Genomic DNA, 15,375 nt, shown 5'->3' on the forward strand with positions numbered 1-15,375 from the left:
ATTAATAGGTATTGTCGGTATATAATTCGATTTACAATATAATAAAACATCTTAGGGGGCTTTCAATTGTCAACTTTACAAGTCATTCTCAACGTAGCCATATTGCTTGTGTTCGTTGGAATTTTATATGTCATGAATAAAAAACACGTAAAATTTTCAAATCGTGTTTTTGCAGGTCTAGGCTTGGGTATCGCACTCGGTCTTGGACTTCAATTATTTTACGGTATTGATTCGCAAGTTTTAGCCGAAACAACACCGTGGTACAGCATCATTGGTACCGGTTATGTAAAATTGCTTCAAATGGTCGCGATGCCATTAATATTCATCTCCATTTTAATTGCCTTTACGAAAATGACTATTGGCAAAAACTTTGGGAAAATGGCAGCACTTATTTTAGCCATTTTAATTGGTACAACAGCTGTTTCAGCGGGCGTTGGTATTCTATCAGCAACCATTTTTGATCTTGATGCAACACAAATTATGCACGGTGATGCTGAAACTGAACGTGGTGCATATCTGGAAGAAAAAACAAGTGGCATGACAGCACCCGATTTACCAACACAAATTATTGAATTGTTCCCAGCGAACCCATTCCTTGATTTAACTGGTGCTCGTTCAACATCGACGATTGCTGTTGTTATATTCGCAGCATTCTTAGGTTTCGCCTATTTACGTGTAGCACGTAAAGATGAAGCAACAGGCGCTACGATTAAAAAAGGACTAGATGCAATCTATGCACTTATTATGGGTGTCGTAACAATTGTTTTACGCTTAACACCATATGGTATTTTAGCTATCATGGCTCGTACAGTTGCAACATCAGATTTCGGTGCGATTTACAATATGGGTAAATTTGTAATTGCTTCTTATGTAGCATTAATCATTATGTTACTTGTACATTTACTAATCATTTCGTTAAGTGGCTTAAATCCATTTACGTATTTAAAAAAATCAGCGGAAACATTATTATTCGCCTTCACTTCTCGTTCAAGTGCGGGTGCGTTACCGATGAATATTAAAACGCAAACAGGGCGACTTGGTGTACCAGAAGGTATTGCAAACTTCTCAGGTTCGTTTGGATTATCGATTGGTCAAAATGGCTGTGCGGGTGTTTATCCAGCTATGCTTGCGATTATGATCGCTCCAACAGTCGGCATTAATCCGCTAGATCCTGTGTTTATCATTACTGTAATTGCAGTAGTAGCAGTCAGTTCGTTTGGTGTAGCTGGTGTCGGTGGTGGGGCAACATTCGCAGCCATCCTAGTATTATCAGCACTTGATTTACCAATAGCACTTGCGGGAATCCTAATTTCAGTGGAGCCTTTAATTGATATGGGGCGAACTGCACTTAATGTAAGTGGTTCGATGACAGCAGGTGTTGCAACCGCACGTGTTACAAAAGAGTTAGATACAGAAGTTTATAATAATAAAGCTGTTAGCGCACAGGTAGCAGATCTTTAAGACATAAAGAGTTACTTCTCCATTTTTTCTGGAGAGTAGCTCTTTTTATTTGTATATAATTACAATAAAAAGTAAATTGAACCTTTTTTGTGTTCAATGCATAGTTTCTATGAATACAAAAAGGGGGGATTTTTAGTGGAGAATATTTCTCGTGAAAAAGCAACGATGTTAGTGAAAAACAAAAGCGAGCAGATTATTACTTTTGAAATTAGAGGAAATGTTCAAAGGGAAGAAATTATTCGCCTTGCAGTGTCATATGTTGAAAATTAGATTAGAGATATAAATTTAATAATTTGTTAAACAAATGAGGGTTATCTTTAAGTTCGTTGCAAAACAACTTTTGAAGGTAACCCTTTAACTTGTCATCATAACGACATTGTGAGCGAGCGTTGATTTATGCGTGAAATTCTAAAAAAATATTTTAAAATTTATGTTGTTATTTATCATTTTATTTTATATTATTAATTTACAGAAAATTTAGAATTAAATCCACGAGGTGCTAATATGATTCATGCATACATGAATAGTTTAGTTGCGGAGAGAAGAATTCCAGGTGGCGTCCTTATCGTACAACAACAAGACAAGCGACTGATGACGCAAAGCTTTGGAAACTATAATGCTACAGATTTAACGATACAAAATGTAACGACCAATACATTGTTTGATTTGGCATCGTTGACGAAAGTAGTGGCGACATTGCCTGCAACTTTGTTATTACTTAGTAGGAATGAAATAAAGCTCACAGATACAGTACAAACTTTTTTGCCAGAGTTTAAATTTCCAACAGTAAAAATTCAGCATCTTTTACAGCATAGCTCAGGATTAGCAGCTGATTTAGTTCCGCCAGTAAGAAGACACCATCAAAGGGATGTCATGAAGGAAGTATTATCATCCGGTATAAAGGACCATCCGGGCAAGCAAGTGCTATATAGTGATTTAGGCATGATTTTATTAGGGAAAATCATCGATCGGGTTACCTGCCAATCTCTTGATTATTTCGTAGAAAGAGAAATTAGTAAGCCGTGGGGGATGTATTATACACAATATAAACTAGTAAAAGAGCAACAAAAGCGAGCAGCTTCGACAGAAATGATTGCAGGTAAATTTGTACAGGGGATTGTACATGATGAAAAGGCACTGCAACTTCAAGAAGTATCCGGCAGTGCAGGTTTATTTTCATGTGCAGAAGATTTAGCGACATATGCACAATATTGGTTAGGTATTACGCAGCAGTCGGTCATACCAAACGATTGGATGACTTTAGCATATACAAAAATAATTGATAACAGAGGGCTTGGCTTTGAAGTTTGGAATGGAAACGATTCTTCATATTGTTTTGGTAGGAGGTGGACTAGGGGGTCTTTTGGTCATACAGGCTTTACGGGCACTAGTGTCTGGATGGATCCGGTGAAAAAAGCCTTCGTCATTTTATTAACAAACGCTGTTCATTATGGGAGAGACACTGGTTTTATGGAGATTAGAGAAAAAATTCATACGAAGATTTTTGAAGAACTAATTACATGAAAGGTGGATGACGGTTATGAAAAAGACGAACAGATGGTTGTTTATGATTTTTTTGTTACTAGTAGCGGCCTTAGTAGGCTGTTCTTCAAGTGAAAAATCAGCCAAAGAAACAGTGCCTGTTACAAATACGGATGACGATACAGTCGAAGAGGTTTCGTTAACAATTGGTAGTTGGCGGACAGAGGATGTTGCCAAATACGAAAAAGTTATTGCCCTGTTCAATGAAAAACATCCTGAAATTAAAGTTTCTTTTAACCCAACAAAAAATACCGAATACAATACAGTGCTTAATACAGCATTACAGGCAGGGGAAGGGCCAGATATTTTCCACTTACGTCCATACGCAGCGGGTTTAAAGCTAGCTGAGGCGGGCTTCGTTGAAAAAATTAACGATTTGCAGGGTTTAAGCACTTATCCAGAAGAGGCATTAATTGCTTCAAAAGATGCGGATGGCAATCAATATGGCGTCCCGATTAATTTGAGTTCTACACAGTTCTTCTACAACAAAAAGATTTTTGCAGATAATGGGCTTGAAGTACCAAAAACTTGGGATGAATTTATTGAATTGAATGATACATTACTAGAAAAGGGCATTACACCGATTGCAATGGGAACGAAGGAAAGTTGGTTATTATCTCTTCTACACGGTATTGTAGGGCCTGCTATCTATGAAGGGAATGATTTTTACAAGGCGGTGCTTGCAGGTGAAAAGGATTTTACTGATCCAGCCTTTATAGAATCCATTCAAGTAATGAATGATTTGAAAAAATATTTTCCTGCAAATTCAGAGGGGTTTGGTATGGATGATATTCGCACCCGCTTTGCGCTGGAAGAAGCAGCAATGTTTCCTTTAGGTAGCTGGGAGATTCCTGTCGTGTTAGAAATGAATCCAGATTTAGATTTCGGTTACTTCCCGATGCCATCAAAAGCGGGTAACAAAACTGTGACTACATGGGTGGATGGTTCATTTGCAATTAATGCAAAATCTAAAAATAAAGAGGCTGCTAAAGTATTTTTAGCATTTTTAACAACAAAAGAATTTGGTGAGCTATTCGTAAAAGAATTCTCAATGATTAGTGCAATTCCTGGTATTTCATCTGACAACGCATTGTTAAATGATTTAAGTAAATCAACGGAGAGCGAAGCAACGCCATACATGTGGGTAACCAACTTCACTGGTGGAGACCCAACAACAAAGACCGTGCTTGAAACTGAATTACAAGGTATGTATTTAGGTCAAGTGAAGCAAGAAGAGGTTGCGAAAAAAGTGCAGGACAATGCAAAAACTTGGTTCACACCATTCCAAAAATAGAAAAGACTTCAACAACAACTCACCCTTTAACTGGTACTGATAAAACGACTGCCTAATGGGGGGACTCGTCATTAGTATGTCCTGAACGTAAGAGAGTACCAAGTGAAAATGACTTTCTACTAAATAACCTTGATGGCATTATGCCTAAATAAAGTAAGAAATGTATTATAATTTTTTATTTTTAAATTTGGCCCCACTAGTACTTCAGGAGAAGTTGGTGGGGTTTTACCTTCTAGGACTTGAGAGGGGGGTGTTAGATATTGAAAACAGTGACAGTTACGCCTTCAAAAAAGAAGAAAACTTGGGCAAGGTGGACGATACATTTGTTTCCGATACCAGCATTAGTGATATACGGTATGTTTGTGTTATATCCGATTTTAGCGGCTCTTTCCTATAGTTTTTTCGAGTGGAAAGGCATGTCCAGAGGGAATTTTATAGGCTTTCAAAATTTCGTGACATTATTTACGATAGAGCCTTATGGATCTATGTTTTGGAACGCTTTTAAACATAATGTGATGTATTTTGTAATACAAATGGTCGTCATGAATGGTCTCGCTCTTTTTCTTGCTTTTATTATTTATCAAAAAATAAAAGGCGCAGCGTTTTTTAAAGCAGCATTTTTTTTACCACGCTTATTATCAGTCATTGTTGTAGGATTTTTATGGAAGTTAATTTTAAATCCCAATTTTGGTACATTGAATTTTATTTTTGAGAAAATCGGTTTGGAGAGCTTACAACGAGCGTGGCTGGGAGATCCCGATACAGCCTTAATCGCCATTATTTTAGTGAACTGTTGGTTTGGTTTGGGCTTTGGGGTTCTCATTTTCTTAGCTGGGTTCCAGAGCATTCCGGGGGAGTTAATAGAGGCGGCAAGGTTAGATGGAGCAAAGGGCTTTACACTATTACGTAAGATCTATCTGCCGTTAATGGTACCTTCAATTACGATTATGGGCGTGTTAACCTTTATTCAATCATTCGAAGCTTTTGAGCTTGTCTATGCTATGCAGGGGTCAATGGGTGAACCCTATTATTCAACGGATACACTGGCTGTATTCTTTTACCGTTTAGCATTTGGCAGCTCAACGGCATCCGGTACAACAGCGATTGGTTTAGGTTCAGCACTAGCTACAGTTTTATTTTTATTCATTTTAATTTGTACTACGGTATTTTTACGTTTTGCCAATAAAAAAGACGTACAGATGTAGGGGGGAGTAGATGAAGCAGGGCACAATCTGGACGCGTCCGTTTTATTATATTGTGGTATTTGCCGTAGCGACTATTAGTTTGTATCCGATTGTATTAATGTTGTTATCATCTTTTAAGACAAGTGTTGAAATATACAAAAATCCTTTAGGGTTACCGACCAGCTTTAGCTTAGATACTTACCGTACGTTATTGTCAAAAATTCCATTTACAACGTATTTTATGAATAGCGTCTTTGTTAGCATCGTATCAGTTGTATTGATTGTCGTAATCTGTTCATTGGCATCCTTCTATATTGCACGCTTTAAATTTTCATGGAATAATGCATTATTTTTCATCTTTTTGTTAGGAATGATGATTCCCATTAAGCTTGGTATTGTTCCTTTATTTATATTAATGCGTGACTTAGGGCTTATTAATTCATTATGGTCACTTGTCTTCATGAATATCGCTACTGGCATCCCCTTAACAATGCTAATTTTAACGGGATTTTTCAGGACAATGCCGTATGAGTTAGAAGAGGCGGCGCGTATTGATGGGGCTGGTAATTTACGCATACTTTGGCATGTAGTGCTACCTTTAATGAGGCCTGCACTTGGTACAGTAGTGATTATTAATTTTATCGCTGCTTGGAATGATTTTTTCTTCCCGCTTATTTTCATTACCGATAAATTAAAACGTACGATTCCGGTTGGGATGATGTCGTTATTTGGAGAACATTCTGCGGATTGGGGTTCGCTATTTGCAGGATTAACACTTGCGTCGTTGCCTATGATACTGTTGTTTTTCATAGCATCCAAACAGTTTATGGAAGGATTGACTGCCGGAGCAGTTAAGTGAAGCACCTCCATCGTTACGTGAACTTAGAGAAAGGAACAAGGGTATGCTCAAATATGAAATCGACATCCCTTCAAAGAAATGTAGTGTAATTCAGATAATGAGAATAAGGCAGGAGGGACCTGACTTCGATGGATCGATTGACAAAGTTGACAACAGAAGGCTGTCATCCAAAAACGACAAACTTAGATTTAATGTCTATCACTGAAATCGTACAGCTTATGAACGAAGAAGATTTGAAGATTCCGCAAGCAATTGCCAAAGTGTTACCTGAAGTTGAGCGGACGATTGAAGCAGTCATCAAAGCGATAAAAAATGGGGGGCGATTATTTTACGTAGGTGCAGGGACGAGTGGTCGTATAGGTTTATTAGACGCAGTCGAGTGTCCGCCGACGTTCAGTACATCATCGGAGCTCGTACAGGCGGTGTTAGCAGGTGGCTTAGACGCAGTCGTAGTCGCTGTCGAAGGTGCAGAGGATAATGAAGCTTTAGGGCAAGAAGCTTTACAAAATCGATTCTTACAAGCGCGGGATATTGTTATTGGTATTGCCGCAAGTGGAAGAACCCCATTTGTAAAGGGTGCGCTCGTTTATGCACAACAAATGGGTGCAACAACGGTAAGCCTCACGAGTAATCCACAATCAATAATTAGTGACTATGCACATATAGCGATAGAGGTAATGACGGGACCAGAAATTTTAACGGGATCAACAAGACTGAAGGCAGCAACTGCCCATAAGCAAATTCTTAATATGATTACGACAACAACAATGATTAAACTGGGGAAAGTGTATAAGAATTTAATGGTTGATGTTCATGCAAGTAATTTTAAATTACGTGAACGGGCTAAAAAGATTGTTAGTGATGCAACGAGTGTAACCTATAAAGAGGCTGCATGCGTATTAATGCAAACTGATTATAAAGTGAAACCCGCCATTATTATGCTTTTAATGGAGACAACGTATGAACAAGCCGAGCAATTATTGGCACAATCAGAGGGACATGTACGTGCAGCAATGGGGTTAAAGAAAAAACTGTAATTATAGTAGATGGAGCTAATTCAAATTGTTTTTGAAACAGCTCCATTCCCCTTAATAGTTTAAAGTAATACCCACAAATATAAACTGGAAACCCGCGAATAGAGAAGATAGTTAATTAGAAGTACATATTGAAAAACGGAGTTGATTGTAAATGGAGAAAATCAATGCAGGGTTAATTATGCTTGCGGAAATGGAGGAAAGGCTTCCTCCTTCAGAACGCAAGGTGGCTACCTATATTTTAGAAAATCCCACGAAGGCCATTAAAATGACTGCTGTTGAGTTAGGGGAAGCAAGTAAAACAAGCGGAGCAGCCGTGATTCGTCTCTGTAAATCGTTAAATGTTAGCGGTATACAAGAGCTGAAGTTGCGAATTGCAGGGGATTTACAGCGTGAAAAGGTAGATGATCGTGATATCGAGCCGAATGAACCCTTACAATCTATTGTAGAGAAGGTGACGACTCAAAGCAGTCAAATTTTACGGGAAACTGCAGACCTAATTGATGAGAAAGAGCTATTAAGAGCGGTAACCGCACTATCACAGGCAAAACGGATTTTCTTTTTTGGTGTTGGTGCATCAGGTATTGCGGCAATGGATGCGGGCCAGAAATTTTTGCGTATTAATAAAAATAGTATGGCGCTGATGGACCTACATTTAGGCGCTACAGCAGTTGTCAATGCTGAGGCAGGGGATGTGGTCGTGGGGATATCATTTTCAGGTGAAACGCATGAAGTGGCAAAAATTTTAGAGGTAGCAAATGAAACACCAGCGACAACCATTAGTTTGACGCGCTATGGTAACTCGCTAGTGTCTAGCCTGGCAGGTATTTGTTTATATACATCGCCAAATGTAGAAGCAACATTTAGAAGTGGTGCTACATCATCACGACTTGCACAACTACATGTTATTGATATTTTATTTATGTGCGTGGCTACTAGCTCATATGAACAAACAATCAATTATCTAGACACGACACGCTCTGTAATCGAGGATCTACATAAGAAGGTAGCAAAACGTAAAAAATGAGGCTGTCCCAAAAGTAAAAACAATATGCTTAGAGGTATCCTATTATGCTATCTTTTGATACAAAGGTAAAAATCCGCGTAGACTCCTGTGGCTCAGGTCTCGCCCACGGAAAACCAAGCCGATTTTTACCATATAATAAGATGGGCATTATTGTTTGAAGGATTTTTAGACAGCCCCAGATGATTAATAAATTCGTTCTTCTGTTTCAGGGTCAAAGAAATGAATTTTGTTGTCTTTTATCAGCATGGTTACCCTGTCATTTGGATGACATGCTGTATCGGAATTTACACGGGCAATGACAGATTGACCTGCTAATGAAGCGTAGATGAATACCTCTGCACCTAGCAATTCTGCTACATCCACCGTTGTGTCAAAAGTATAAGAAGATGTTGTAGATGTAAGTTGTAAATCCTCAGGACGAATACCGAGAACAATATCTTTTCCTAAATAGCCTTTTTCTTGTAAAGTTCGTAAATAACTTTCAGGAATAGGGAAGTTGAAAGCGCCTATTTTTACCTCATTATCAGTGAGCTGTCCATGAAATAGATTCATGGAGGGTGAGCCAATAAAGCCTGCTACAAACATATTATTCGGATGGTCATATACTTCTTTTGGTGCACCAATTTGCTGAATGAGCCCGTCTTTCATCACAACGAGACGTGTGGCCATCGTCATCGCTTCGGTTTGGTCATGTGTGACATAAATTGTTGTTGTTTGAATACGTTGGTGTAGTTTTTGGATTTCGGCACGCATTTGTACACGTAATTTCGCGTCTAAGTTGGAAAGAGGTTCATCCATTAAAAAGACTTTAGCATCACGGACAATGGCGCGCCCTAATGCAACACGCTGTCTTTGTCCGCCTGATAACGCCTTCGGTTTGCGTTTTAAGTAATCTTCTAAGCCTAAAATTTTCGCGGCTTCTATCACACGTCGGTCGATTTCCTTTTTTTCAACTTTTCTAAGCTTTAAGCTAAACGCCATATTATCGTAAACCGACATATGGGGATAGAGTGCGTAGCTTTGAAACACCATGGCAATACCGCGATCCTTTGACTCCACATCGTTCACGAGGACATCATCAATATACAATTCACCCTTTGAAATATCTTCTAAGCCTGCAATCATACGAAGTGTAGTCGTTTTCCCACACCCTGAGGGACCGACAAAAACAATAAATTCTTTATCGTGAATATGCAAATTGAAATCTGTTACAGCTTGCACATTTTTATCGTAAATCTTATAGATATGCTCCAAGCGTAATTCCGTCATGTGCCACATCCTTCCTTATAGTCGTGATACGTATAGTGTAAAAAAAGAATACGTAGCAGGATAGAGTAATCATGCACAGTTTTTTAACGTGAAACTGTGCAACGTGACTTACAAGGAATCATAAAGGGAAATAGCAAGAAACACCTCAAGCCTATGTTCAAATAGTCGAATATCTTTGTGCGTAAGGTGCTGAAACTTATCCATTCGGTTTTGTAAGGTATTGCGATGCATAAATAATTTTTTAGCTGCAAGGGAAATATTCCCTTCGCATGTAATGACTTGCTTGACAGTTTGTAATAATTCCTGGTGTTCAGCAGCGTCTTTTAAAATTGAAGTAATGAACATAGCTTTTTCCTGTGAGTCTAGCAAAAGTGTTAAATAAGGAATAAGTAATTCTTGTTGTGTAAGTACATGCTTTGGAGTATGATCCCAGATTGATGATTGTAATGATGAAAACCAGCTAAATCGTGTTTTGGTTATCTTAATATCTGGTAGTATATCTGAAACGAAAATTTTTAAATTCGCTTCTAAATCTTCTCTTAAGAGATCAATATAGTAGGTGAAGTTTAGCAGCTCGTTATCTGTAATTTGTTCGATAACTACAAATAGATGCTCATTTAAAGACATTAGTAATATTTTTTTACCAAGCAACGCCTCAAACGTTGTACGTAGGAGATTAGCGTCAGTAAAAACCTTTTCAAAGTGTAAAAACAGTAGGCGATGGTCCTGAATAAGAGCGGGTATAATATCAGTTTGATTGGTTAAATACTTATGCCAAGCTGTGTCTTGCAAGGTAGAAATAATAAGTGGACCTGAGAAAATTCGTAAAAGCTCAAGTTCATCTTTTGTAATGGCGTGCTTTGGTATTTCAAAAAGTTGGTCATCAAAGTTAAATAAGTAACCCTCTGTATGTATACCTTTAAAAGGCTTTAATAAGGGGAATCGTTGTTGAAGCTTCGATGGGTCCATGTAAACACATCCTTTCAATATCGATATATTATAAGGAATCGATGAATCGCCCAAAGCTATAAAATATGAAAAATGACGAGGAGTGAAATTTAACTTCTCCTTTTTTATGTAAAACATTGAACTTGTATCTAAAGAACCGTTTTCAAAATATTTTATTAGTACATTAGATTGATTTATTCAATTAAATTAATTTGTCGATATTCAGTTAAGAAATATCGAAAGATGTCGAAATATACATGAATTCAAAAAGGAGAGTATAAACCATGCTACGTAACTTATCCATATTTAAAAAGTTAGTCCTATTAATGTGTATATCCATTCTAACAGTTGGTATTATCCAAGTGAATGGATATATCACAATGAAATCTCTGGAGAATAATACAGAGAATATGTATATAAACCGTCTAGAACCAAGTATTGTTTTATCTGAATATCGACTTAATAACCGCATTATTGTTTCAGATATGTATCGTTCTTTTGTGTTTATAGATGAAGCAACCACTACACAAATTAATGATGAAGTGATGAATGCTTTTAAAGATAATGAAAACAATCTTCAAATACTAAAAGCAGCCAATTTGAAAGCAGAAGAGGATGCATTAATAAGTGATCTGATTCAGCTATATCCAAGTTTTAAAACAAACATGGAGCAAGTTTTTCAACTAAGTCTTGTCAATAAGAATGACGAGGCAATAAACCTCTTTAATTCAAAGGCCAAGCCTGTTTTAGATGAAATTATTTCAAAAGGTAACGCGTTGACAGATTTGAATCAAGAACATGCAAGTACTTTGAATATGGAAAGTAAAGCCCGAGCAAGCAAAGGAATCACAACCTCTTTAATCATTTCAATTGTATTAGGAATTCTGTTTGTTGCCGCCGGATTTATGGGTGTACGAAAATATCTAATTTCTCCAATTGAAAAATTAAAATTTGCTGTTCAACGAGCAGAAGCTGGGGAATTGAATTTTAATGTAGACTATGATTCTAAGGATGAACTAGGAGTCTTAACGTCTTCATTTAGCCATATGATTGCTCAATTACGGGATTTAATTGGTCAGGTGAAAGAATCTTCCGATCAGATGGCGGCATTTTCGGCTGAACTTTCGGCAAGTGCAGAACAAACAAGTGAGGCAAGTGAACATATTGCATCTGTTACATTAGAGGTGGCTAGCGGTTCGGACGATCAAATGAGAACAATTATAGAAACATCAGATGTTGTGAATCAAATGGTACAAGGTGTCCAAACAATAGCTGGAAATTCTACAATCGTTTCTGAGGCTGCTACACAAGCAGAACAACTTTCAGTGGATGGAAATGATATTATTAAAACCGCAGTTCAACAGATGAACTCTATTCAAATATCTATTGGTAGTTTAGATGATGTAATTAGTGGTTTAGGTGAGCGCTCGGCTGAGATTGGACAAATTGTTGAAGTCATTACAGGTATTGCGGCACAAACCAACCTATTGGCGTTAAATGCAGCGATTGAAGCAGCAAGAGCAGGCGAACATGGAAAAGGATTTGCAGTCGTTTCAGAAGAAGTGCGAAAATTAGCCGAAGAATCGTCTGCGTCGGCACAGAGAATCTCTGAACTAATCACAAGAATTCAAGCAGAAACGAATAAAGCGGTAGATTCAATGCAGTTCACAACGAATGAAGTGAAAACAGGTATTAACAATGTGAACGTTGCAGGTGAATCCTTTGAAAAAATTCAATATGCGATTAACGAGGTAACTGTTCAAATTCAAGAAGTGTCTACTTCCGTTCAACAGATGGTTGCAGGAGCCGATCAAATGTCCAAATCCATGGCACAAATTAATGGAATTGCCCAAAGCTCCACAGAAGGGACACAAAATATTTCAGCGGCTACAGAAGAACAGTTAGCATCTATGCAGGAGATTACTGCATCTACTTCGGCACTTTCTAAAATGGCTGAAGTTCTACAAGAAAAAACAAATACATTCAAAGTGTAAAAATTAAAAGATAGAATTAACAGAAACACATGTTCAGGGCTTCGAATTAGTCAATGACGTGCGTTTTGGTTTGTAATTTAAAATAGCATTCTTAGATGAGTGTGTCGTTATAAATCATAAGTCTTTCAAAAAAAGATAGAAATTAGAAGATATAACAAAAGCTTCACGCTTAAAAAGGGTGTCTAATCGAAAGCTGATATGTTGATGCCCCTGTTAAAGCACAACCAATCTATACATTACGAGGATAATTTTTAAAAAAGGAGACATGATGAAGTTTCATCGTGTCTCCTTCGCATGTTAAATAATTTTCACATAAAAATCCTTGCCGTTCATAATTTCAGTAATTTCAAGGTCGTATGTTGTTTTATAGTAATCATAAATATTGCGTGCCAGACCGGAGTGTCCATTTAAATATGTCCCTTGCTTAATCTCTTTTCGAGGATTATGGAAGTCAAAATACAAGCGTGAATCGTGGCACATTGTAGCTAAAATGGCTTTGAATTCTTGCTCTTCAATATGAATCCCTCGCGTATATTGACACTCTCGACGGTACGTATCATGTGAGACATTTACAGGTGAGATCTCAGAAATCATTTCGACTTTTCTATTCAAATGTCAACAGCTCCTTTCAAGATTCATGCCGTCATACGCTATTTAGTTTAGTATATAATTGTCAGAAAATTATATCAATATTTATTTACCAATCCTGTTGTTGAATTTCTTCTGCAATTACTTGTAAGTCATACGCAGTAATCATTAAAAGGGTGTAGCCGTTCGTTTCCATATATTTTTCAGCTAGCCTCTTCATATATTTTGGCGAGCCTTCGTTTTCTTCGTCATAGACAAGTAGCAGTCCGTCTGTGTTTTGAATGATAAATTTGTCCTTTTCAATAAACTGCCATGGAGCCTCGTATGGTTTTTTAGTGACACTCGTTACAAAGTCTGCTTGACTTACTATGGACAGATATTTTTCTTTTTTTATATCCTGCCAATTTTTCTCCTGCTCTAAAAATGGTGTAATCACAGCAAGTTTTAATTCGGGAAATTCTTTCTTTAACATAAGGGCAACCTCTGCGCTCCAAGTTTCTACGCCCTGTTGGCCACTAATAATAACCCATTCTAACCCCTCATCAATTAGTAGACGAAGGCGATTTTCCAATGCTTTTTTAATGATAGGAATCCCAGGATGTTTGTCATTGAAAATACCGAGCTCGTGCGGTTTGTAGCCTGTTATTATAATTCTTTGTAGCAATGAAAAGCCCCCTAAGCTGTATATTATGTACAAATAGTATACAGTAGGGGGATGTATGAAAACGACTATGATGTATTTTAGATATTTCATTACATTTAGTAGATTTTGAGTAGGCGTGGTAGAATCTACTTATCGTCGTTTGGTAAGTAGTGTTGTTGGTAGATTTATCCATTTATTTGCTGGGATCATGGAACTGAATGCTAATTTGTAGTGTTACGTATTTCCAAGAAGTTTTCTGATAGGGTAAGTTTTTAAAATGCACAAATAGTAAAAACGACGCCAACAGCTGCGCAAATTCCTAAAAACCACCATGTATCTGTGAAATCCTCTTTCGTTTCACGATTCATTTAAAGTACTTCCTTTCTGTTTCGTTTGCCCACTCCATGACCAATTCGTCCATATCCTCAGTACGGTTTCGAACGGACCGCGTTTAAATTTCTTTAAATAAGTAATACTAAAAATGCATTGTAAGCTATAGAGTACAACCCCAAATACGATGCCGCCAAATACGCCTAATTTGCTATATAAACCGAGGCCATATCCGTAAAATACTGTCGTACAAATGATTGTTTGCATTAAATAATTGGTCATCGATAACTTGCCAACACTTTCAAAAGCAGGTGAAAGAAGCTGTATAGGTCGAGTATTAAAGAGTAATGCTACTAAGCATACATAGCCTACTGCTAATAGCTGTGAACCACCCATTTGTAACATGCCGGAAAAATTATTTTCTATAAAGCTAAATGCTTTACAAGCGAGTCCTAATGGAACTAAAATTGCTCCTGAAATGTACCATTTCTGTTCTTTTTGCATATTTTCAAACGCATGTATTTTAGCGAGCCCCATACCAAATAAAAACAATGGTGCATAAAATAACGGTGCAAAAATAAAGATGATGATTATAAAAAAAGGATCGTCTAATCCAGGAGGCATAACATTTGCACGGAAATCATATATGTCTAGGTAGCTCCCGTTTGCATAAGTTGCATCTGCCTTTTCAATATAGGTAGTAAGTTCGTTCTGTTCTTTTTTTGCTATCTTCGTAGGACCGAACGTTAAAGCTGTAGTAAGTAAAAATAATACACCGCACCATATAAATAATGTTTTTGGTTTACGATTAATGAACGGAATTAAAAATAATGTCATACAGCCATAAGATAATAAAATATCGCCTTCCCATAAAAACGATGAGTGGAGCCAACCGATGACAATTAGCCCAATTGAGCGACGCAGAATGGACCATCGACTTTTATTTTTCTTTTTTCGGACTGATTCAATAAATTTAATAAGAGAAAATCCAAACAAAATGGTGAAAATCGGCATAAATGAGCCCTCAATGAAGACTTTTACAAAATATAATGCACCGTTATCTAATGTTGATAAATTTTTTAACTCATCTTTGCCATACATTCCAAATTGGAAAATAAGCAGATTAGCCATCAAAATCCCAAACAAACTCAATCCACGCATACTATCAATGAAGGTAACACGATTTGTTGTCATTTGCGTTT

Annotated in this window: 14 protein-coding genes; 9 read left to right on the forward strand and 5 right to left on the reverse strand. The window is 37.3% G+C overall.

Going from position 1 to position 15,375, the window contains the following annotated elements:
- The first annotated feature begins 66 nt into the window (after nucleotides 1-66).
- The 8 genes from ACOMCU_RS19255 to ACOMCU_RS19290 all read left to right on the forward strand — a co-directional run bounded on the left by ACOMCU_RS19255 (nucleotide 67) and on the right by ACOMCU_RS19290 (nucleotide 8,401).
- Nucleotides 67-1,461, forward strand: a complete 1,395-nt coding sequence (locus ACOMCU_RS19255) for an L-cystine transporter (protein ID WP_010857659.1) — start codon at nucleotides 67-69, stop codon at nucleotides 1,459-1,461.
- A 135-nt stretch (nucleotides 1,462-1,596) separates the two neighbouring features.
- Nucleotides 1,597-1,731 (forward strand): hypothetical protein, encoded by a 135-nt coding sequence (locus tag ACOMCU_RS19260; RefSeq protein ID WP_421051086.1) that lies wholly within the window; start codon nucleotides 1,597-1,599, stop codon nucleotides 1,729-1,731.
- Between the two features lie 234 nt (nucleotides 1,732-1,965).
- Complete coding sequence (locus tag ACOMCU_RS19265) at nucleotides 1,966-2,985, forward strand: serine hydrolase domain-containing protein (RefSeq protein WP_421051087.1); 1,020 nt, start codon at nucleotides 1,966-1,968, stop codon at nucleotides 2,983-2,985.
- A gap of 16 nt (nucleotides 2,986-3,001) precedes the next feature.
- The gene (locus ACOMCU_RS19270) at nucleotides 3,002-4,297 is read left to right on the forward strand and encodes an ABC transporter substrate-binding protein (RefSeq protein ID WP_421051088.1); all 1,296 of its coding nucleotides are present in this window, start codon (nucleotides 3,002-3,004) and stop codon (nucleotides 4,295-4,297) included.
- Between the two features lie 356 nt (nucleotides 4,298-4,653).
- Entirely contained in the window at nucleotides 4,654-5,502 is an 849-nt protein-coding gene (locus tag ACOMCU_RS19275) for a carbohydrate ABC transporter permease (protein ID WP_419185158.1), read from the forward strand.
- A 10-nt stretch (nucleotides 5,503-5,512) separates the two neighbouring features.
- Nucleotides 5,513-6,340, forward strand: a complete 828-nt coding sequence (locus ACOMCU_RS19280; RefSeq protein ID WP_421051089.1) for a carbohydrate ABC transporter permease — start codon at nucleotides 5,513-5,515, stop codon at nucleotides 6,338-6,340.
- A gap of 128 nt (nucleotides 6,341-6,468) precedes the next feature.
- Entirely contained in the window at nucleotides 6,469-7,377 is a 909-nt protein-coding gene (gene murQ / locus ACOMCU_RS19285) for an N-acetylmuramic acid 6-phosphate etherase (RefSeq protein WP_421051090.1), read from the forward strand.
- A gap of 151 nt (nucleotides 7,378-7,528) precedes the next feature.
- A complete protein-coding gene (locus ACOMCU_RS19290) occupies nucleotides 7,529-8,401 on the forward strand; it encodes a MurR/RpiR family transcriptional regulator (protein ID WP_010857665.1) in 873 nt (290 codons plus the stop codon).
- A gap of 183 nt (nucleotides 8,402-8,584) precedes the next feature.
- On the opposite strand, the gene ACOMCU_RS19295 is transcribed toward ACOMCU_RS19290, so the two are convergent.
- Complete coding sequence (locus ACOMCU_RS19295; RefSeq protein ID WP_421051092.1) at nucleotides 8,585-9,670, reverse strand: ABC transporter ATP-binding protein; 1,086 nt, start codon at nucleotides 9,668-9,670, stop codon at nucleotides 8,585-8,587.
- A gap of 108 nt (nucleotides 9,671-9,778) precedes the next feature.
- On the reverse strand, nucleotides 9,779-10,639 hold the full coding sequence (locus ACOMCU_RS19300) for a PucR family transcriptional regulator (protein ID WP_421051093.1): 861 nt from the start codon (nucleotides 10,637-10,639) through the stop codon (nucleotides 9,779-9,781).
- 263 nt (nucleotides 10,640-10,902) lie between these two features.
- On the opposite strand from ACOMCU_RS19300, the gene ACOMCU_RS19305 reads away from it, so the two are divergent.
- Nucleotides 10,903-12,612 carry a methyl-accepting chemotaxis protein gene (locus ACOMCU_RS19305; RefSeq protein WP_421051094.1) on the forward strand — a complete coding sequence of 570 codons (1,710 nt, stop codon included), beginning with the start codon at nucleotides 10,903-10,905 and terminating at the stop codon, nucleotides 12,610-12,612.
- A 297-nt stretch (nucleotides 12,613-12,909) separates the two neighbouring features.
- Here ACOMCU_RS19305 and ACOMCU_RS19310 read toward each other — a convergent pair whose 3' ends face one another.
- The 3 genes from ACOMCU_RS19310 to ACOMCU_RS19320 form a co-directional block, all read right to left on the reverse strand.
- Nucleotides 12,910-13,224: a hypothetical protein gene (locus ACOMCU_RS19310; protein ID WP_010857669.1), complete on the reverse strand. Its 315-nt coding sequence runs from the start codon at nucleotides 13,222-13,224 to the stop codon at nucleotides 12,910-12,912.
- Nucleotides 13,225-13,309: 85 nt separating this feature from the next.
- Nucleotides 13,310-13,864: a DUF1273 domain-containing protein gene (locus ACOMCU_RS19315; protein WP_010857670.1), complete on the reverse strand. Its 555-nt coding sequence runs from the start codon at nucleotides 13,862-13,864 to the stop codon at nucleotides 13,310-13,312.
- Nucleotides 13,865-14,200: 336 nt separating this feature from the next.
- The gene (locus ACOMCU_RS19320) at nucleotides 14,201-15,367 is read right to left on the reverse strand and encodes a DUF418 domain-containing protein (RefSeq protein ID WP_421051095.1); all 1,167 of its coding nucleotides are present in this window, start codon (nucleotides 15,365-15,367) and stop codon (nucleotides 14,201-14,203) included.
- Nucleotides 15,368-15,375: the final 8 nt, after the last annotated feature.

The sequence above is a fragment of the Lysinibacillus sp. UGB7 genome (assembly GCF_049058285.1).
Lineage (GTDB): Bacteria > Bacillota > Bacilli > Bacillales_A > Planococcaceae > Lysinibacillus > Lysinibacillus sphaericus_B.

Coding starts and splice junctions, on each gene's coding strand:
- ACOMCU_RS19265 (WP_421051087.1), top strand. CDS start 1,966: ATGATTCATGCATACATGAATAGTTTAGTTGCGGAGAGAAGAATTCCA.
- ACOMCU_RS19270 (WP_421051088.1), top strand. CDS start 3,002: ATGAAAAAGACGAACAGATGGTTGTTTATGATTTTTTTGTTACTAGTA.
- ACOMCU_RS19275 (WP_419185158.1), top strand. CDS start 4,654: ATGTTTGTGTTATATCCGATTTTAGCGGCTCTTTCCTATAGTTTTTTC.
- ACOMCU_RS19280 (WP_421051089.1), top strand. CDS start 5,513: ATGAAGCAGGGCACAATCTGGACGCGTCCGTTTTATTATATTGTGGTA.
- murQ (WP_421051090.1), top strand. CDS start 6,469: ATGGATCGATTGACAAAGTTGACAACAGAAGGCTGTCATCCAAAAACG.
- ACOMCU_RS19290 (WP_010857665.1), top strand. CDS start 7,529: ATGGAGAAAATCAATGCAGGGTTAATTATGCTTGCGGAAATGGAGGAA.
- ACOMCU_RS19295 (WP_421051092.1), bottom strand. CDS start 9,670: ATGACGGAATTACGCTTGGAGCATATCTATAAGATTTACGATAAAAAT.
- ACOMCU_RS19300 (WP_421051093.1), bottom strand. CDS start 10,639: ATGGACCCATCGAAGCTTCAACAACGATTCCCCTTATTAAAGCCTTTT.
- ACOMCU_RS19305 (WP_421051094.1), top strand. CDS start 10,903: ATGCTACGTAACTTATCCATATTTAAAAAGTTAGTCCTATTAATGTGT.
- ACOMCU_RS19320 (WP_421051095.1), bottom strand. CDS start 15,367: ATGACAACAAATCGTGTTACCTTCATTGATAGTATGCGTGGATTGAGT.